Origin of the sequence: Mycobacterium simiae (genome assembly GCF_008370645.1) — a bacterium.
Lineage (GTDB): Bacteria > Actinomycetota > Actinomycetes > Mycobacteriales > Mycobacteriaceae > Mycobacterium > Mycobacterium simiae_A.
This window is the reverse complement of sequence record NZ_VTZN01000107.1, coordinates 1-18,679: the sequence shown is the minus strand read 5'-3', so window position 1 is coordinate 18,679 and position 18,679 is coordinate 1. Positions and strand designations below refer to the sequence as shown.

Here is an 18,679-nt window from a genome sequence, read left to right as displayed (position 1 = left end):
CTGCCGGTGAGGTCGGCAACGATGTCGCGGCTGGCTTCCAGCTCGGTGATGTGGGTGACCGGGCACGTCGCCAATCTGGCCAGGGTGCTCTCCAACAGGACCGCTGAGAGCGCTCGGCCACAATCAAGCGCGTCCACCCGCGTATCGCCGGGCGTCGACAGCACGACGATCTTGGCTTGGTCCTGCCTGCTGGCTGAGCTTCGTTCGCTGTGCCAGTTCGTGGGAAACTGGCGGTTCACGGCGACCCCGCGGGCCGCCGAGCCCGACGCCAAAGCGCTTTGCGGTATCCCCTCCGCTTCCCTGGAAGATGCTGTCCACCAACTTAGTTCATGATGATAGGTGTCGTCATAACGACGCAGGTTCTCGGTAAGCCGAGACGCCTCCGCTAGCCGCGGCCGCGCATCGTCGCCCAACACTGTGAGCTCGACCCCATCGCTGTGCAACGAACTGCGCAGCACCGGCTCGATCGACGGCCATTCGTTTGGCGCCCGGAACGGACGTCGATCGGTGCGGCGGCGCGAGATCGCGTCGGCGCGGTCGCGACGGGCTTGGGCGACATAGTCCATCGGGGCAAAGTCGATGGAGGCCAGGTGGTCTTGATTGTTCGGGTTGGGGAACACGTCGACGTTGGTGTCCCACCCGACGGCGGCCATGGCGACCTGGAAGTGATCGAGTAAGGCGCCGCAGCTCATGACCGCTTCGCGACCCGAGCTGTCAGCCGAAGTCACCAGCCGATGCGGGTCGAGGAACAGCTCGACGCTCGTGCTGCTGGCCACCCATCGCCATGGCTGACTGTTGTGCAACGAGGGAGCGCGGCATGCCAATTCCACGGCCTTCGTCATCACCGCGGTGTCGACCATCGTCTGGGTCATCGCACTCACCTGCCTGTCCGTCTGAGGTCGACCCTGCGGGATGCCGATGTCCAACCGCCAGGGTCCTTGGTCCCCGGCGCCGCGGCATTGGACCCCGAAAGCTCATCAGCTCGCTGGTCAGGGACAACTGGCCAGGGGACTTGATGACCTTGTTCTCTATTGGGCGGGGGGTGCCGGGAAAACGATGGAGATGCCCGGTAGCCACCGCTGGGTTTCCCGTGAGGACCGCACATGGATGTCATACACAAGACGCACCACGATTACCGCGTCCAGCCCAATTTGACCGACTACCAGCAGGCACGCGCTCGGTTTCATTGGTCCGACGTGCCGGCATTGTGCGAAGGCATGGGCGCGGGCAGGTGCAACATCGCCTATGCTGCCCTGGACAGACACACCCGCCATGCCGCCGGCCCAGCCGCGACGCAGACGGCGTTACGCTTTGTCACCGACAAGAGCTGGGACAGCGCGATTTCCACTCGCGAGCTCAGCTATGCCGAGTTGGGCCGGCTTGCTGCGCAATTCACGGGCGTGCTGCGCGCGCTGGGCATCAACAAGGGCGACCGCGTCTTCACGATCATGGGCCGCGTCCCCGAGCTTTATGTGACCGTGCTGGGCGCGCTACGCAACGGCAGCGTGGTTTCACCCTTGTTCTCGGCGTTCGGGCCGGAGCCGATCGCCACCCGAGTAGATATCGGGCAGGCCGATGTGCTGGTGACCACCAGGGCGATCTACCAGCGCAAGATCGCCAAGATCCGGGATCGGTTGACATCGGTACGGCACGTCATCGTCGTGGACGACGACAAGTCCGCTGAGCCGCTGCCCGGAACGCTCAACTTTTGGAATTGGATGGCCACGGCCGACGAGAACACGCCGGTCGAGCCGACTACCGCCGCAGACCCGGCGCTGTTGCACTTCACCAGCGGCACTACCGGTACGCCGAAAGGCGCCATACATGTTCATGGAGCGGTCGCGATGCACTATGTCACCGGCTGGTATGCCCTTGATCTTCACCCTGACGACATCTATTGGTGCACAGCAGATCCCGGCTGGGTCACCGGAACGTCGTATGGCATTATCAGCCCTCTGCTGCATGGGGTGACTTCCGTGGTCGACCAGGCCGAGTTCGACGCCGAGCGGTGGTACCGCATTCTGCAGGACCAGGCGGTGTCGGTGTGGTACACGGCGCCAACCGGAATACGGATGTTGATCAAGGCGGGCCCTGAGCTGCCTGCGCAATTTCGCTTCCCGCGGCTGCGTTTCATCGCCAGTGTGGGCGAGCCACTCAATCCGGAAGCGGTCTGGTGGGGTAAACGAGTGCTGGGCTTACCGATTCACGACAATTGGTGGCAGACCGAGACGGGCGGCATCATGATTGCCAACACCCCGGCCTTCGACATCAAGCCCGGCTCGATGGGCCGGCCGTTACCCGGCGTGGACGCATACATAGTGCGCCACAACGACGATGGCACCACGTCGGTGATCGAGGAGCCGGAGGTAGAGGGCGAGCTCGCCCTCAAGCCGGGCTGGCCGTCGATGTTCCGCGGCTACCTGCACGCCGCGGACCGATATCGAAAGTGCTTCAGCGAAGGGCTTTACCTCACCGGCGACCTGGCCAAAAAAGATGCCGACGGCTACTTCTGGTTCATCGGGCGCAAAGACGACGTGATCAAGTCCGCCGGCCACCTGATCGGCCCGTTCGAGGTGGAAAGCGCGCTGACCGACCATCCGGCCGTGGCCGAGGCCGCCGTCATCGGCAAACCTGATCCGACCGTCGGGGCGGTCATCAAAGCGTTCGTCACCCTCAAAGACGGCTTCGTCGCTGACGACGATCTGCGACTGCAATTGCTCGGCCACGCCCGCAAGCGGCTCGGAGCCGCGGTGGCACCCAAAGAGATCCAGTTCGTCGCTTCCTTACCGCACACCAGCAGCGGCAAGATCATGCGCCGGCTGTTGAAAGCACGCGAGCTGGGGCTACCCGAAGGCGATACGTCGACCGTTGAGAACGTGACCGCTCAGCAGCCCCAGGAGGTGTCGCGGTGACCAAGACGAAGCTGGCGCATGAGCTCTTGTCGGATATGGTCCGAGTGCGCCGGATGGAAGAAAAATGCGCAGAGCTGTACAGCGCCGCCAAAATTCGGGGTTTCCTGCATCTCTACGTCGGGGAGGAGGCCGTGGCCGCCGGCTCGCTGCGCGCCTTGGCCGAGGACGACGCGGTGGTGGCGACCTATCGCGAGCATGCGCACGCGTTGCTGCGCGGCATCCCGATGACATCGATCATGGCTGAGATGTTCGGCAAGCAGGAGGGCTGCTCACGCGGCCGCGGCGGCTCGATGCACCTCTTCGACGCGTCGAGGCGCTTCTACGGCGGCAACGCGATTGTTGCCGGCGGCCTGCCGCTGGCCGTGGGCATCGCGCTGGCTGACGCCATGCAGAAGCGAAATCGGGTCACCGCCTGCTACTTCGGGGATGGCGCCGTGGCTGAGGGCGCTTTTCACGAGTCGTTGAACATGGCCGCGCTATGGAATTTGCCGGTGTTGTTCCTCTGCGAGAACAACCTTTACGCCATGGGTACCGCACTGGAGCGGGCCCAGTCGCAGACCGATCTCACCGTCAAGGCGGCGTCGTACCGGGTTCAGACGCTGGCCGTCGACGGGATGGACGTCGAAGCCTGCCAGGACGCCACGCAGCAAGCTGCCGACCACGTCCGCAACACCGGTGGCCCGTTCTTCATCGAGTTCCGCACCTACCGGTTCCGCGCGCATTCCATGTTCGACCCGGAGCTGTACCGGGACAAATCCGAAGTCCAGAAGTGGCGCGAGCGGGATCCGATCCGCCTCTTCACCGAGCAGTGTCTGGACACCGGCACGCTCAGCGACGACGACCTGCGCGATATCGAGGACGCTGCGGCCGCCGAGATCGAGGCCGCGGTGGCGTTCGCTGAAGCGGGAACGTGGGAGGACATCGCGGATCTTGGGCGCGACGTGCTCACCCCAACCCAGGAGCCGGCACGATGAAAACCAGCTACCGGACCGCTGTCCACGATGGGCTTCGCGATGCCTTGAGCGCTGACCCGCGGGTGGTACTGATGGGTGAGGATGTCGGACGCTATGGCGGCACCTACGCCGCGTCCAAAGGGCTGCTAGAGGAATTCGGCCCGGACCGGGTGCGTGACACCCCGCTGTCCGAGCTGGGCTTTGTCGGTATCGGGATTGGTGCTTCGCTCAACGGGTTACGCCCGATAGTCGAAGTCATGACGGTGAACTTCAGCCTGCTGGCGCTGGACCAAATCGTCAATACCGCTGCAGCGCTGCGCCATATGTCCGGTGGGCAATTCTCGGTGCCGATCGTGGTGCGGATGGCGACCGGGGCCGGGCGTCAGCTTGCCGCTCAGCACTCGCATAGCCTGGAGCCGTGGTATGCCCACATTCCGGGCATCAAGGTGGTGGCTCCCGCCACCGTCGAGGATGCTTACGGCATGCTGGCCCCGGCGTTGGCCGACCCGGACCCAGTGATCATCTTCGAGCATGTTCAGCTCTATAACACCGCGGCCGATGTCGATGCGCTTAGGCCGACCGACATTTGCCGGGCAGCGGTGCGCCGCAGCGGCGCCGATGCCACGCTGATCGCCTACGGCGGCAGCCTGCCGAAGACGCTGGACGCCGCCAACGAGTTGTCACTGGCCGGAATCGATTGTGAGGTTATCGATCTGCGAGTGCTGCGGCCGCTGGACACCGACACGATCCTGGATTCGGTCCGCAAGACACATCGCGCTGTGGTGGTCGACGAAGCCTGGCGCAGCGGCAGTTTAGCGGCGGAAATCGCTGCGCAAATCATGGAGGGAGCGTTCTACGATCTGGACGCACCAGTTGCTCGGGTGTGCTGCGCAGAGGTACCCATTCCGTATGCCAAGCACTTGGAAGAAGCGGCGCTGCCCCAGGCTGCCACGATCGTCGCCGCCGTCCACCAGCTATTCGGTGACCAATCATGATCGAGTTCACCATGCCGGCGCTGGGCTCCGACATGGACGAAGGCACTCTGAACGAATGGCTGGTTAAACCCGGCGACAAGGTGACTCGTGGGCAAATCGTGGCGATCATCGAAACCACCAAGGCCGCAGTCGAAATCGAATGCTGGCAGGAGGGCACGGTCGCCGAGTTGGTTGTGCCGGTCGGCGAAACTGTGGAAGTGGGAACGGTATTGGCCACGCTGCTGGAACCGGGTGAGCGCCCGACCAGCCAGCCACGCAAGCGCCCCCTCCCCTCAGCCGCACCGGCCGCGCCGGCCGCTCGACCACCGGCGCCACGGGTTGCCGCGGGCGCGACGCCACCCGCCCCGGCACACCGTCGCTGGGTCTCCCCCGCCGCGCGCCGCCTAGCCCAGTCGCTGCACGTCGATCTGGACGCGGTCAGCGGCACCGGCCCCCAGGGGGCGGTCACCATCAACGATGTTGAGCACGCCGCGGCGGTCAAACCGGCCGAGCAGCCGAAGGCCAAACCGACAGCGGCCGACCGTAGCGCGCTGATGCGCAAGTCGATCGCGGCCGCGATGAGCCGGTCCAAGCGAGAGATTCCGCACTACTACCTCGCCGACGAAATCATCATGGAAAAGTCGCTGACCTGGCTCACCGCCCGAAACGCGCAGCGATCCATCACCGAACGCGTGTTGCCGGCCGTCCTGCTGTTGAAGGCGGTCGCCCTAGCAGCACAACGGTATGGCGAATTCAACGGATTCTGGCGCGACAACGGATTCGAGCCCGCGACGGGTGTGCACGTAGGTGTCGGAATTTCATTGCGCGGCGGTGGACTGGTCGCACCCGCCATCCATGACGTTGCCGACAAGAAGCTCGACGAATTGATGGGTAACCTCACCGATCTGGTGGCGCGGGCCCGCGCTGGCTCGCTGCGGAGCTCGGAGATGTCGGACCCGACCATCACGGTGACCAACCTCGGCGACCAAGGCGTCGACACGGTGTTCGGCGTCATCTACCCACCGCAGGTCGCCATCGTCGGTTTCGGTAAGCCGACACAGCGGGTGTGCGTCATTGACGGCGGCATCCACGTCGTCACCGCCCTGCAAGGCACCCTCGCCGCCGACCACCGAGCCAGCGACGGTCACCGAGGCGCCCTGTTTTTGACCGCGATCAACGAATTCCTGCAGCAGCCCGACCTCCTAGAAAAGTGATGCGCACATGACGACACCAGAAAGCACGCGTGGGGTGGTCCTGTCGGTGTTGACCACTATCGCACCGGAAGTCGATGCCGACGACATTCGCGACGACGTCCTGCTGCGGGATCAGGTCGATCTCGATTCGATGGACTGGCTGAACTTTCTGCTTGGTATTCATAAGCGGATGCATGTGGAGATCCCGGAGTCCGACTACGCGTCGCTTCGGACGCTGACCGATGTGGTGAACTACGTCGAAAAGCACGCGCCTAAACCCGCTTGAGCGGCATCCATAGCATCATGCGTGTGAGCTACCAAACGAGAGGGGTTGGCTGATGTCGGGAGCCGGTGACGTGATCACCATCTTGCCCGTGAGCGAATGCTGGGACCTGATGAAGGGCGTCTCGTTAGGGCGGCTGGTCACCAGCGTCGACGGCCGGCCTCAGATCTTCCCGGTGAACTTTGCTGTGCAGCGCCGCACGATATTGTTCCGCACCGCGGAGGGCACCAAGTTAGTGAGCACCGCGATGAATAATCAGGTGCTGTTCGAAGTCGACGACCACAACGCAACCGAGGGGTGGAGCGTGATCGTCCAAGGCAGGGCACGTTCACTGCGCACCGATGAGGAAATCGAGGAAGCCGAACGCGCCCAGCTCTTGACCTGGACGGCAACGGAGAAAACACATTTTGTGCGGATTCGCCCGGACATGATCACCGGCCGGCGGTTCCGGTTCGACCTGCCCCGCCCACCAGAGCCAGTTCAGTGAGGCGCGGCCCGAGCTCCAGACGATGGCGAAAAACGTTCGGCTATTGCTGCGGCAGCGCGACGGGCGCTAGCACTCGGTCAGGTGGCGGACGCGGTTGATGTCCTCGACCGCCATGCGGACCACCTCCGGCACGGCCGCAGCCACCGGCGGGGTCAAACCGACGCCATGGCCGGTATCGGCCACTTCAATGGTGATGAGCGTCAACGCGGCGGGCACGCGGTCAAGAGCCTGACCCAGGGCGTGTGCGACGGCCACATCAACACGGTGCGAACTTACCGCCTCGGACCCGGCGGCCACATCGCATACCGCACAGCGACTTACCCGGCCCGGTACAGACGCCGGCGCCACTACGGCGTCGATCACGACGGCCAGGTCGGCGCCCGACCATGCGTCCAGCAGGCTGATGGGCTCCACGATGTCTGTCACCACCCGAACATCGGGCAATGCCAGGTCCCTTAGGGCGCCGGCGGCGACGACGCCCGCGCCGTCGTCGCGCCGGTAGCGATTCCCCAGCCCGACGACGACCACAGCACCTGTGGTCACCTCCATGTCATCCCCGTTCTACGGTGAGCCTCAAGAAATGCGCCGAGCACGAGATACAGGGATCGTAGGTACGAATCACCCTTTCGCACAACGTGGTTAGGGCCGCATCGTCGAGCGAGAGATTCTCAGAAACAACGCAGGCCAAGTCGGCTTCGATGGCTGCCTGGTTCTGCGCGGTGGGCGGGATCATCGTCGCCGCTGACACGAGCCCGGCCTCGTCGATGCGGTATCGGTGATACAGCAAGCCGCGGGGCGCCTCGCTGACGCCGTGTCCGACACCGGCACGGGCCGGGACATCGATGAATGGTCGGGACGGGCGCTGGTAGTTGTCGATGATTCGCAGCGCCTCGTCGATCGCATAGACGACTTCCACGGCACGAACCACAATGCTGCGGAAGGGGTTTCGGCATTCGGCTGACAGTCCTGCGCGCGCGGCGGCCTGCGCCGCGACCGGGCTGAGCTGCGACGCGTTCAGCGCGAAACGGGCCAGCGGCCCGGTCAGGTAGCGGGCGCCGTCGAGGGTCGCGTGCAGTGCGGTCGAGTGCGGCACCTGGGACTCGACAACGTGGTCGGTGAAGTCGGACACCGGAAACGCCGCGCCCGCGCTGCGCGCGATGGTGCCGTTCTCGATCGGATATCGGCCAGGTGCCGTGAGCGCCAAGAACTCGTGCTCGAATTCGAGGTCGGGGAATTCGAAGCCGGCCACCCACGCGACGGTGTCCAGCGCGATGTCCAATGCCCGGCGTAGCTGCTCGGCGATCGGCGCGAAATCCGATCGGGTTGGCACCGAATAAAATCCGCCCAGCCGCACATTGATCGGGTGTATTGCTCGGCCGCCGACAAAGTCCATCAGCCGGTTGCCGGCCTTTTTCAGCTGCAGCCCGTGCTCGACGATTTCACGCTCGTCTCGGGCCAGTGCGATCGCGTCGGGGTAGCCCAGGTAGTCCGGTGCGTGCAGCAAATAGATGTGCAGCACATGGCTGTGGATCCATTCACCGCAGTACAGCAACCGCCGCAGCGCAAGGAGCTCTGGATCCACCTCCACGCCGCAGATCTCTTCGATCGCGTTGCAGGCGCTGACTTGATAGGCGACCGGACAGATTCCGCAGACCCGCGCCGTCAGATCCGGTGGCTCGGTGTAAGCCCGCCCCCGCAGAAACGCCTCGAAAAACCGCGGCGGCTCATAGATGTTGAGCTGCACACTGTCCAGCGCGCCATCCTTCAGCGTGACATGCAGCGCCCCTTCCCCTTCGACGCGAGTGAGCGTGCCGACACTCAACGTCCGGCTGTCCAGGTTCACTGCTTGCCCCGCTCAGCAGCGAAAGTGGCGACATTGAACGTCGAGAACACCCGCTCGACATCGCCGGCGGACATGCCGTCCCGGCGCAGCAGCGGGATCAACGTCGCGGTTCGCGGCGCCGCGGACGGGCCGAAACAGCCATAACAGCCGCGATGATGACCGGGGCACAACGCCCCGCAGCCGGCGTGGGTGACCGGACCCAGGCACGCGATGCCGTCAGCGACCACAACACAGGTCACCCCGCGCAGTTTGCATTCGGTGCACACCGTCTTAGCCGGCAACCGCGGCTTGCGTCCGACCAATAGCGCCGAGATGGTGTCCATGAGCTGGCCCCGGTCGATCGGGCAGCCGTGCAACTGGTAGTCGACCTTGACGTGCGCGGCCGCCGGCGTGGAAGTGGCGAGGGTGTCGATGTATTCCGGTTGGGCATAAACGAGCGAGGTGAACTCTGCGACGTCGGCGAAGTTGCGCAGCGCCTGCACTCCCCCGGCCGTCGCGCAGGCACCGATGGTGACCAAGACCTTTGATTGCGCCCGGATCTCACGGATACGCTGCTCGTCGTGGCGGGTGGTGATCGAGCCCTCGACCAACGACACATCGTAGGGCCCACCCACCATCAGGCTGGACGCTTCGGCGAACGTGGCGATCTCCACTTGGTCGGCGAGCGTAAGCAGCTCGTCCTCACAGTCCAGCAGGGTCAGCTGGCAACCGTCACACGAGGCGAATTTCCACACCGCCAGTTTGGGCTTCATCTACAACTCCTTGACCCGCATGAGGGGACCGGCGACGTCGTAGCCGACGACCGGCCCGTCCCGGCACACCAGCAACGGACCCAACTGGCAGTGGCCGCACCAGCCGACACCGCACTGCATGTTTCGCTCCAGCGATACCCGAATATCTTGGGCTGCTACGCCTTTGGCGATCAGCGTCTCGGCGCCAAACCGCAGCATGGGTTCCGGCCCGCACAACAATGCGGTGGTACGGCCGGGGTTTAGCGCGAGCCGGCGCAACGGCTCGGTCACCAGCCCCACGTGGCCGTGCCAACCTTGCACCGGGACGTCGACGGTGAGATGGAGTTCGATCTGCGGGTCATCCGCCCACTTTTCCAGTTGTGCGGCGAACACGAAGTCGGACCGGGAGCGGGCCCCCGCGATGACAATCAAGGCGCCATACCGGGACCGATCAGCCAACGCGCCCAGGATCGCTGGACGCAACGGACACAGCCCCACTCCGCCGGCCACCATCACCAAGTCCCGTCCTGCGGCCTCATCCAGTCCCCAGGTGGTGCCAAACGGACCCCGCACCCCGACAACGGCGCCCGGCTGGGCGTCGTGCAGGGCCCGGCTGACCGCGCCCACCGCCCGGATGGTGTGCGTAATCGAGCCGTCGGTGACCGTAGGATCACCGCTGATGGAGATCGCCGCCTCACCGACTCCGAAGGCGTACAGCATCATGAATTCACCGGGCTGCGGCGCGGGCAGCGCCGCGCCGACTGGCTCTAGACATAGCGTGGCCGAATCGGGGCTTTCCGCGACCCGGCTGCGTACCCGGTACGGGACCGGCGCCATCGCGGACGACGGCGCCATGATGGTCTGCCGGTCAGCCCGGTCAGTCCGACGAGTCATGGCGGGCCATCTTGTTCATTTCTTCGGTGATGTCGATACCGGTGGGGCACCAGGCGATACATCGCCCGCAGCCCACACAGCCAGACATGTCGAACTGGTCATGCCAGCTACCCAATTTGTGGGTCAACCAGTGCCGGTAGCGCGAAGCGCCGGACTGGCGCACGCTGCCGCCACCGTGCACATAGGTGAAGTCGAACTCGTAGCAGGACGCCCAGTGTTGCCAGCGTTCGGCGTGCTCACCGGTCAGGTCGGTGATGTCTTCGGTGCTGGTGCAGTAGCAGGTCGGGCAGACCATTGTGCAGTTGCCGCAGGTCAGGCAGCGGGTGGCCACCTCTTGCCACTGCGGTGACTCCCGGGACCGGATGAGCAGCTCACGCAGATCTGCGTCCGGCATCTGGCGGCCCATCCGCTGCGAGGCGGCCTCGACATCGGCACGGGCGCAGGTGATTTCGTCGCTGCTGGCCGATCGGTACGGAACCGCGGCGAGCACGTCGGCGCCGTCTTGGCTGCCGACGTCAACGAGGTAGGTCACGCCCGTTGCGCCGACGCGCTCAGTGAGGGCCAAGTCGTAACCCGGCCCGACCGCCGGTCCGGTGCCCATCGATGCGCAAAAGCACAACCCGCCCGGTTCGGTGCAATTCACCGCGACCACGAAGATGTGTCGCCGACGACTGGCATATGAGCCGTCTGGATAATCGGAACGGCCCAGCACCCGGTCCAGGGTGGCGATCGCGGCCAAGTCGCACCCGCGCACTCCGAGGAAGGCATAGCGTGGCACCTCCTCGGGTCCGGTATCGCTGAAATCGTCACGACACCCCGACCAGAGCCGGCGCCGCGGCGGATGCAGGAACTGTTTCCATGACTGCGGCCCCGAGGAGTGCCCGAACGCGGCCTGGTCGTCGCGACGACGTACCCGATAGTGCCCCGGGGCCACATCGACACCCCAGCCGTTCGGCAAATCCTCCGCTGAGTCAAGTTCGGCAAGCACAATCGCGTTGTCCCGCAACGTCGGCCCGACCACACGGTAGCCCCGCTCGATCAACACCTCGACCAGACGGTGCAGCCCGGCGGTGTCCAACGACGCGGCATCGAAATCTCCACCCGGTTGGTTTACCGACACGTCATCAGCCTATTCCACCAGTGCGGATGGGGGTGTGACCGCGTCATTCCACAACGCGGTGTTGGCCATCCGACAGCCACTCGACAACCTCGGAGAGCTCACGACGCGGCGTCGACGGCAACGGATCGGCATTGATGGGCGCCCAGCCCACCCTCAGCAGCATCTGCGGATAGTGACTACTACCGAAGACGTCGGCACGGACCGCGGCGCGCGTTTCGGCGATCTCCAGCGGTTCGGTGACCGGGCAACTGGCCAGGCCCATGGCCGTCGCGGTGAGCAACACGACGCTGGTGGCCTCACCGGCGCGTAGCTGCGCCAGCCGGTCGTCGCTGTGCGTGCCCAGGGCCAGCATTACCGCGTTGTCGTCGGCGGGTGCCGCGTCGGGCGGCATGGCCAGCGCGGGACCGGAAAATCGCCGGCTGGGTATGGGGGCGGCAGCGTCCGGTATGGGCGTATTGCGGGCGGGAACGCCGGTTGCCGACGCGTGCCGGCCACTCCACGCGGTGAGCTCGGCAAGGTAGTCGTTGTTGGCCGCGTGGTCCCAAACCGATTTCGCCACAATCTCGTTCAGCTTGTCCATCGCATCGATCTGGCGCAAAGTCACCCCGTTGCGAGCTGCCCGGGCCGCCATCAGGGCGATATCGCTCACCGGCACCGGCCAGAAACTGTAGTGCCGCCGATCGGTTCGCCGCCGCGGTATTGCGGCGGCCAGCGTGATGTCCAGCTGATCGGCGGCCTGGCGAGACACTTCAATCGCGGCAAGATGACTCGGGTCAGCCGGATTGGGCAGCCGAGACACCTTGGCTTGCCAGCCGGTCGCGGCCAACGCCACGACGCAGTGATGTAACGCGGCGCCGCAACTCAAGATCAGGTCCCGCCCATCCGGGTCGGTGTTGGCCAGCTGCAGGCTGGTGTCGGAATACAGATGAAGCGACGCCGCGCCTACCCGCCACCGCCACGGCTGCGTGTTGTGCACGGAGGGCGCGCGAGTGGCGAGCGTGAGAATGGTCCGAACCGTGCCGACATCCGGAAAATGCGCGCTCATTGTCGTTGCTCCTTCCCGTCGGCAGCGTGGTCTCATCAAGAATTGCGCAATCACACCGGCCACACGAGAGCACGGCGTCCCTGACGCGAAGGACTTTGTGCCATTGTGTGCCACTGTGCGCCACTGTGTGCCACTGTGTGCCCTTGCCGGCACCGGCCCAATGCCTTATTTCACGGCGTGGCTCCGCACGCCTGCGGCGGGTCGGTTTCGGCATCGTCCGCAGCGAGGGTGAAGTAGCTTTCTTCTTCCTGTATGAAGTGCAGTCGCAGCAGCGCATACAGGCCGTAGAGGCAGGCCAGTAGGTCATCGACTTGGTCATGCTGGATGGCTCCGGCCGACTGTGCCAAGGCCAGATGGGTCGCGACCCGATCGGAAAGCCGCTGAATTTCAGCGTGGGTGCGACTCATGGTGGCGGTGGCTTCACCGCTGCCCAGTGGGCGAGCCAGCGCAGGGTAAAGCTGGGTTTCCTCAGCCAGCTCGTGCGGCAGGATCCGGTCGGTCAGCAAGGCGTGCGCAGCAAGCAACGATTCCAGTGCCGCAGCATCCGGGCCGGCGACCACCCGATCCGCAGTGGTTCGTAACAGTCCGATGGCATCACGCAGCTGGTCATGTTCGGTCGCAAAGCGGTGCAACAGTTGCTCGGTGCCCACGGCCAACGGAACCTCACTGGACGGGTCACCGCGCAACGCCCGCAGCGCGTTGAGAATCACCGCGACGTCGATGCCTTCTTGCAGCAGCGCACCGGCAGCGGGCCGCAACCAGCCGAACGCGGCTATCCCCATGGCCAACAGCGACAGGCTCATACCCACGACCGCGCTTTGCACCGCGATGCGCCGCGACCAACGGGCAATATCCATCGCATCAGCCAGCCGGTCGAGCCGATCGGTGGTCAACACGATATCGGCGGCTTCTGACGAGGCAGTGGCTCCGCGTGCGCCCATCGCCACCCCTACCGTCGCCGCGGCCAATGCCGGGGCGTCGTTGACGCCGTCTCCCACCATGACCGTCAGCGCTTGTTGGCTTTCCGTGCGCACCGCGGCGAATTTGTCGGCCGGGCTTTGATCGGCGCAGACCTCATCCAGCCCCAAAACGGTGGCGACCTCGCGCGTCGGTTCGGCCCGATCGCCGGTGAGCAGAATCAACCGGTTCAGACCGGCCTCGCGCAATCGGCGCACGGTGCGCGGAGCCTGCCGGCGCAAGGGATCCCGCAGCAACACCGCGGCAGCCGGCACGCTGTCCACGCACACCCATGCAATGGCCGCGTTGTCCAGCCGGGCGCGGTTAAGCGCGGCTCGGGTCCACGTGCTGGTCTCCGGCTCGGCGGGCAGTTTGCCGACGGTGACATGCCGCCCGCCGATGCTGGCGGTGACACCGCGGCCCGGCTCTTCTACGACATCGGTGGGCAGTGACAATTGCAGGCCCCGATTGAGCGCCTCCGTGACGATAGCCTCGGCCAGCACGTGCGGGGACAGCTGGTCCACGCAGGCGGCTACCCGCAGCATCTCGGTAGCGTCACGACCGGGTGCAGCCACCACGTCGACGACCGCTGGACGCCCCATCGTCAAGGTTCCGGTCTTGTCCATCATCAAAGTGGTTGCGTTCCCAAGATTTTCCAACGCACCGCCGCCGCGGATCACCACTCCGAGCCGGGACGCCCGGGACAGACCGGACACAATCGCCACCGGCGCGGCCAGCAGCAGCGGGCAAGGGGTCGCCACCACCAGCACCGCCACGGCTCGTACCGCCGACCCGCTGGCCACCCACGCGGCGCCGGCGACCAGCAGCACCAACGGGAGGAACCAGGCCGCGACCCGGTCGGCCAATCGCACGATCGGCGCATTTTCCGCGCCCGCCTGCTGAGCTAACCGCACAATGCCGGCATAGGTGGACTCGTCGGCGGTTGCGCTCGCCCGCACCTCAAAGGCGCTGCCGGCGTTGACCACACCGCTGCGAACCGGTTCGCCGACCCCACGTTCAACCTGAAGCGGCTCACCGGTCAGCGCGGACTCATCTAGCACAGCCACCACGTCGACGATGCGCCCGTCGACGGGAACCACCTCGCCCGGGCCGACAATGAGCAGATCGTCGACCACCACGTCGGCCAGCGGAATAACGCTGACTTGCGTCCCGACCCGGCGCCGGGCAAAGCGCGGCGCGCGCTCGAGCAGCGCCCGCAGATCGCGGGTGGCGCGGCGTTCGGCGGCCGCATCCAGGGCACGGCCACCGGCCAGCATCACCGCAATCAGCGCACCGGCCAGGTACTCGCCGACCAGCAGCGTGCCAATCAACGACAGCACCGCGATAATGTCCACGCCGACCCGCCCACGGCGCAACGCGATTGCTACCCATGCCGACGCCGGGATGACGGCGACGATCGTGCTGACAATCCAGCATCCGTCGGCTACCCCGTGCCAACCGGCCAGCCAGGCAATGCCGCCGGCAGCCAACAACCCGACACTGAGCAGCACCAGGGCCGGCTCGAGCAATCGCCGCACCCGAGACCTCCACCGGCCAACCACCGCTGCCGTCTCGCCTGTCACCGGGAAATCCTATCTTTTACAGGTGTTTTCGGTTCCTACCGGGCCGAATTCGGCCGTTGGGTCCAGGGCACCAGGTCAGTTCAGCGGTGAGCCAATGCGATGCAGGGTTGCGTCCGGGTCGTACGGTCAAGATACCGAGGTGAATTCGATTCTGGGCACACCACCGTGTGGCAGTCGGCGAGGTCTGCGTTGCTTTTGGGCAACTGAACTCAAACAGCCGATTCGACGGTGGCCGGTAGGTACAATCACCACGCCACCAGCTCGGCACGACACCGCCGCATGGTGCCGCATTTGGAGGATTCGATGTCAAAGATCCGGTTGCTGGTATTCCTTGCGCTAGGTTGGGCGAGCGTCGCAGCATGCGCGTCGCACTCCTCGCCACCACGTGCATCCGCACCGAGTTCAACTGCGCCGTCGACGACCGCGCGCTCTACGGTTGCGGGCACCGCCATTTCGCCGACGGCCCCAACCACCACGGCGCCGTGCGTCGGATTGTCAATTTGCCCACCGCCACCACCGGACGCCGAGGGCAACCCAGCGTGTTTCTACTCCGATGGCTGGCAAGCCACGTCCTCGGGGGCCGGCATCGAGGTCTGGTATTTCCACGAGCCGCAGAACATGTCGAAGCCCGACAAAGTTACCGCGGTGGTGAGCAAGAAGGACGGCACCAGCGAGTCGCAGGACGCCACTATCGAAGCCGGTCAACAAGTGCATCGCTTCGAGTTCCCGGCCATCAATCAGGCGGTCGTCGCAGCAGTATTTCTCGACACCAGCAACGGCCGGTGTTTTGTCATCGGGCCGGGCAGTTGACGTTTTAGTGCCCTCCGCGTGCTGCGGTGCGTCGGCTCGCGAAAAGGATCGAACGGCCTAACCCCTACAGTTGCCGTCATGAACACCGCCTTGGACGTCACCACCACCGGACCGGTCCGGATCTGGACAATAAACCTGCCCGATGTCGGTAACGCGATCACCGGCAAGGACTTCATCACGTCGTTCGAGGCTGCCGTCGACGACGCGAACGCCGACACCGCCGTCTGTGCGGTGATACTCACCGGGGCAGGCAAGATCTTCTCGGGGGGCGGCAACGTCAAGGAGATGGCCGACCGGGACGGCATGTTCGGGCTGGACGCCCTGCGGCAGCGCCAGGCATATACCGACGGAATCCAGCGGATCCCGCGTGCGCTGACCCGGCTGGAAGTGCCGCTGATCGGTGCGATCAACGGCGCGGCCATCGGCGCCGGCTGCGACTTGGCGATGATGTGTGACATCCGAATCGCTTCGGAGCGGGCCACTTTCGCAGAAAGCTTCGTCCAGCTCGGACTGATCCCCGGCGACGGCGGCACCTGGTTCTTGCCGCGCGCCATCGGCTACCAGCGGGCCGCGGAGATGACGTTCACCGGCGACCGCATCGACGCGGCCACCGCCCTGGAATGGGGCATGGTCAGCCGCGTGGTGCCGCACGACGACCTGCTGGCGCAAGCACACGCGTTGGCCGAGCGCATCAGCAAGAATCCCGCTCACGCGTTACGGATGGCCAAGCGGCTGCTGCAGGAATCGCGTATCGGTTCGCTGGAGTCAACGCTGGGTATGGCCGCGGCCATGCAGCCGCTGGCGCATCGTGACCCTGAGCATGAGCGGCGCATCGCGACGTGGAAAACCCGGTGATGGCCCTGCCCAGGTTGGTACCCCCGGCGGTCGTCGACCCGGCCCAGACCGGGGCTTTGCGCGCCGAGGTCCGCGCGTATCTGGCCGAGCAGCTGGCTGCCGGCACGTTTACCCCGTGCGTCGATGCCTGGCTGACTCAATGGGACGAGGATTTCACCGCCGGATTGGCGGCGCGCGGCTGGCTGGGAATGACGGTGCCCATCGAGTACGGCGGGCACGGGCGCTCATTTGTGGAGCGCTTCGTCGTTACCGAAGAACTCCTGGCGGCCGGTGCTCCCGTGGCGGCGCATTGGATCGCCGATCGCCAGATCGTGCCGGCGCTGCTCAAGTACGGCACCGAAGCGCAGAAGTTGCATTTCCTGCCCCGGATCGCGCGTGGCGAGTGCTTTTTCGGTATCGGCATGAGCGAGCCAGACTCGGGCTCGGACCTGGCCAGCGTGCGCACCCGAGCCCACCGCGTCGAGGGCGGTTGGTCACTGTCGGGCACCAAGGTCTGGACTTCGGGCGCCCACCTTGCGCACGCGTTCATCGTGCTGGCCCGCACCGCACCGGTGGACCCCGCGCATAGACATGCCGGGCTCAGTCAGTTCATCGTTGACTTGCCTGGACCCGGGGTCGAGATTCGACCGATTATCTCGATGAACGGCGCCCACCACTTCAACGAGGTCATTCTTGACCAGGCGTTCGTGCCCGATGACATGGTATTCGGTGAGATCGGCGACGGTTGGCAACAGGTGACGTCGGAACTGAGCTTCGAGCGCAGCGGTCCAGAACGTTTCCTGTCGACCTTCGTGCTGCTGGCGGCAACCACTGAAAACATGGCGGCTCAACGTATTTCACGCGATGCCAGCCTGGGACGCCTGGTGGCGCGCATCGCCGGCCTGCACCAGATGTCTGCCGCGGTGGCCGCCGGGCTGCAGCGCCACGATCCCGCCGACATCCCCGCTGCAGTGGTCAAGGTGCTCGGCACCACGACTGAGGGCGACATCGCCGACTTCGCCGACCTGCACGCAGGTGGCGATTCCCAGTACGCCGACCTGGTGCGGGCAGCAGTCGACCAGCGTCCCGGGTTCACGCTGCGCGGCGGAACCAACGAGGTGCTGCGTGGTGTCATCGCGCGGGGACTGGGCCTGCGATGACGACGGCTCGCAATGCCGTCGACCCGGCCCTGGTCGAGATGATGGACGCGGTCTTCGCCGACGCGAGGACTGTTGAGCGTGACCCAGGCCTGTGGAGACGCCTGGACGACCTCGGCTTGGTGCGGCTGACCGGCCCGGAGCAGTCCGGCGGCAGCGGGGCTGGCTGGTATGAAGCGGCCGAGCTGCTTGCCGCCGGGGTGCGGCACACGGTGCGCATTCCGTTGGCCGAGCATGATTTATTGGCGTGCTGGCTACTCGAGGCCAACCGAATGCCCGCCGACAGCTCGGTGCGGACGGTGTGTCTGCTCGATGAGCGGGGTGTGGCCAACGACGTGCCGTGGGCCCACGGCGCCGACCGCATCGTTGTTGTCTGGCAGCGGGGCGGCGACTATGCCGTGGCCGACGTGGAGGCGGAGGCGCTCGTTATTAGCCCTGGCACCAATCTGATTGGTGAACCGCGCGACACGGTATCGGCGCAGACTCATGCCCTACCCGGGGTGCCGGTCGACGCAGCGGTGGTCTCAACGCTGACGCTCAAGGCGGCGCTCATTCGGGCGATCCAGGTGTGCGCCGCACTGGACCGGATATTGCAGCTTTCGATCGAGCACTCGACGTCGCGCATCCAGTTCGGTCGTCCACTCACCACATTTCAGGCGATACAGCACCTGATCGCCGACATCGCCGCCGAGGCCGCACTCGCCCAAGCAGCGACCGAGGCGGCGCTCACTGCGGCGGTCAGCAGTGAGTGGTCCGCACCAAACCTGGATTTCCTTGTTGCGGTGGCGCGTTCGTGCGCGGGCCGGGCCTGCTCGATCGTAGTGCGCAACGCCCACCAGATTCACGGCGCCATCGGCACCACCCGCGAGCACCGACTGCACGAGTTCACCCGCGCCGCGCTCG

At 65.6% G+C, this 18,679-nt stretch carries 18 protein-coding genes; 10 read left to right on the top strand and 8 right to left on the bottom strand.

Annotated elements, in window-relative coordinates; genetic code table 11:
- A partial coding sequence (locus tag F0Q45_RS16690; RefSeq protein ID WP_149654996.1) for an Acg family FMN-binding oxidoreductase occupies nt 1–872 on the bottom strand: 872 nt, incomplete at its 3' end.
- Between the two features lie 231 nt (nt 873–1,103).
- Here F0Q45_RS16690 and acsA point away from each other — a divergent pair.
- From acsA to F0Q45_RS16660, 6 genes are read left to right on the top strand one after another with little or no spacing between them, the layout of a single operon-like run.
- Nucleotides 1,104–2,912 (top strand): acetate--CoA ligase, encoded by a 1,809-nt coding sequence (gene acsA / locus F0Q45_RS16685; RefSeq protein WP_149654995.1) that lies wholly within the window; start codon nt 1,104–1,106, stop codon nt 2,910–2,912.
- A gap of 35 nt (nt 2,913–2,947) precedes the next feature.
- Nucleotides 2,948–3,886 carry a pyruvate dehydrogenase (acetyl-transferring) E1 component subunit alpha gene (pdhA, locus tag F0Q45_RS16680; RefSeq protein WP_262491041.1) on the top strand — a complete coding sequence of 313 codons (939 nt, stop codon included), beginning with the start codon at nt 2,948–2,950 and terminating at the stop codon, nt 3,884–3,886.
- Nucleotides 3,883–4,860 carry an alpha-ketoacid dehydrogenase subunit beta gene (locus F0Q45_RS16675; protein ID WP_149654993.1) on the top strand — a complete coding sequence of 326 codons (978 nt, stop codon included), beginning with the start codon at nt 3,883–3,885 and terminating at the stop codon, nt 4,858–4,860. Before pdhA ends, F0Q45_RS16675 begins: the two co-directional genes overlap by 4 nt.
- Nucleotides 4,857–6,053: a dihydrolipoamide acetyltransferase family protein gene (locus F0Q45_RS16670; RefSeq protein ID WP_149654992.1), complete on the top strand. Its 1,197-nt coding sequence runs from the start codon at nt 4,857–4,859 to the stop codon at nt 6,051–6,053. The genes F0Q45_RS16675 and F0Q45_RS16670 overlap by 4 nt, the downstream gene beginning before the upstream one ends.
- A 7-nt stretch (nt 6,054–6,060) precedes the next feature.
- Entirely contained in the window at nt 6,061–6,318 is a 258-nt protein-coding gene (locus F0Q45_RS16665) for an acyl carrier protein (RefSeq protein ID WP_149654991.1), read from the top strand.
- Between the two features lie 52 nt (nt 6,319–6,370).
- Nucleotides 6,371–6,802: a pyridoxamine 5'-phosphate oxidase family protein gene (locus tag F0Q45_RS16660; protein ID WP_149654990.1), complete on the top strand. Its 432-nt coding sequence runs from the start codon at nt 6,371–6,373 to the stop codon at nt 6,800–6,802.
- A 66-nt stretch (nt 6,803–6,868) separates the two neighbouring features.
- Here the strand turns inward: F0Q45_RS16660 and F0Q45_RS16655 are convergent, their stop codons facing one another.
- The 7 genes from F0Q45_RS16655 to F0Q45_RS16625 all read right to left on the bottom strand — a co-directional run bounded on the left by F0Q45_RS16655 (nt 6,869) and on the right by F0Q45_RS16625 (nt 14,975).
- Nucleotides 6,869–7,351, bottom strand: a complete 483-nt coding sequence (locus F0Q45_RS16655) for a hydrogenase maturation protease (protein ID WP_149654989.1) — start codon at nt 7,349–7,351, stop codon at nt 6,869–6,871.
- A 1-nt stretch (nt 7,352) separates the two neighbouring features.
- Entirely contained in the window at nt 7,353–8,645 is a 1,293-nt protein-coding gene (locus F0Q45_RS16650) for a Ni/Fe hydrogenase subunit alpha (RefSeq protein ID WP_149654988.1), read from the bottom strand.
- Complete coding sequence (locus F0Q45_RS16645; RefSeq protein WP_149654987.1) at nt 8,642–9,397, bottom strand: oxidoreductase; 756 nt, start codon at nt 9,395–9,397, stop codon at nt 8,642–8,644. Before F0Q45_RS16645 ends, F0Q45_RS16650 begins: the two co-directional genes overlap by 4 nt.
- A complete protein-coding gene (locus F0Q45_RS16640; RefSeq protein ID WP_149654986.1) occupies nt 9,398–10,270 on the bottom strand; it encodes an FAD/NAD(P)-binding protein in 873 nt (290 codons plus the stop codon).
- On the bottom strand, nt 10,254–11,390 hold the full coding sequence (locus tag F0Q45_RS16635; protein WP_188112992.1) for a 4Fe-4S dicluster domain-containing protein: 1,137 nt from the start codon (nt 11,388–11,390) through the stop codon (nt 10,254–10,256). Before F0Q45_RS16635 ends, F0Q45_RS16640 begins: the two co-directional genes overlap by 17 nt.
- A 43-nt stretch (nt 11,391–11,433) precedes the next feature.
- Nucleotides 11,434–12,435: an Acg family FMN-binding oxidoreductase gene (locus F0Q45_RS16630; RefSeq protein WP_149654985.1), complete on the bottom strand. Its 1,002-nt coding sequence runs from the start codon at nt 12,433–12,435 to the stop codon at nt 11,434–11,436.
- A gap of 170 nt (nt 12,436–12,605) precedes the next feature.
- On the bottom strand, nt 12,606–14,975 hold the full coding sequence (locus F0Q45_RS16625; protein ID WP_188112991.1) for a heavy metal translocating P-type ATPase: 2,370 nt from the start codon (nt 14,973–14,975) through the stop codon (nt 12,606–12,608).
- Between the two features lie 303 nt (nt 14,976–15,278).
- On the opposite strand from F0Q45_RS16625, the gene F0Q45_RS16620 reads away from it, so the two are divergent.
- The 4 genes from F0Q45_RS16620 to F0Q45_RS16605 form a co-directional block, all read left to right on the top strand.
- On the top strand, nt 15,279–15,785 hold the full coding sequence (locus tag F0Q45_RS16620) for a hypothetical protein (RefSeq protein ID WP_149654984.1): 507 nt from the start codon (nt 15,279–15,281) through the stop codon (nt 15,783–15,785).
- 78 nt (nt 15,786–15,863) lie between these two features.
- Nucleotides 15,864–16,640 carry a crotonase/enoyl-CoA hydratase family protein gene (locus F0Q45_RS16615; protein WP_149654983.1) on the top strand — a complete coding sequence of 259 codons (777 nt, stop codon included), beginning with the start codon at nt 15,864–15,866 and terminating at the stop codon, nt 16,638–16,640.
- Nucleotides 16,640–17,779, top strand: coding sequence for an acyl-CoA dehydrogenase family protein (locus F0Q45_RS16610; protein ID WP_149654997.1), 1,140 nt, complete (start codon nt 16,640–16,642; stop codon nt 17,777–17,779). The genes F0Q45_RS16615 and F0Q45_RS16610 overlap by 1 nt, the downstream gene beginning before the upstream one ends.
- On the top strand, nt 17,776–18,679 hold a 904-nt coding region (locus F0Q45_RS16605; protein WP_149654982.1), incomplete at its 3' end, for an acyl-CoA dehydrogenase family protein. The genes F0Q45_RS16610 and F0Q45_RS16605, both read left to right, overlap by 4 nt.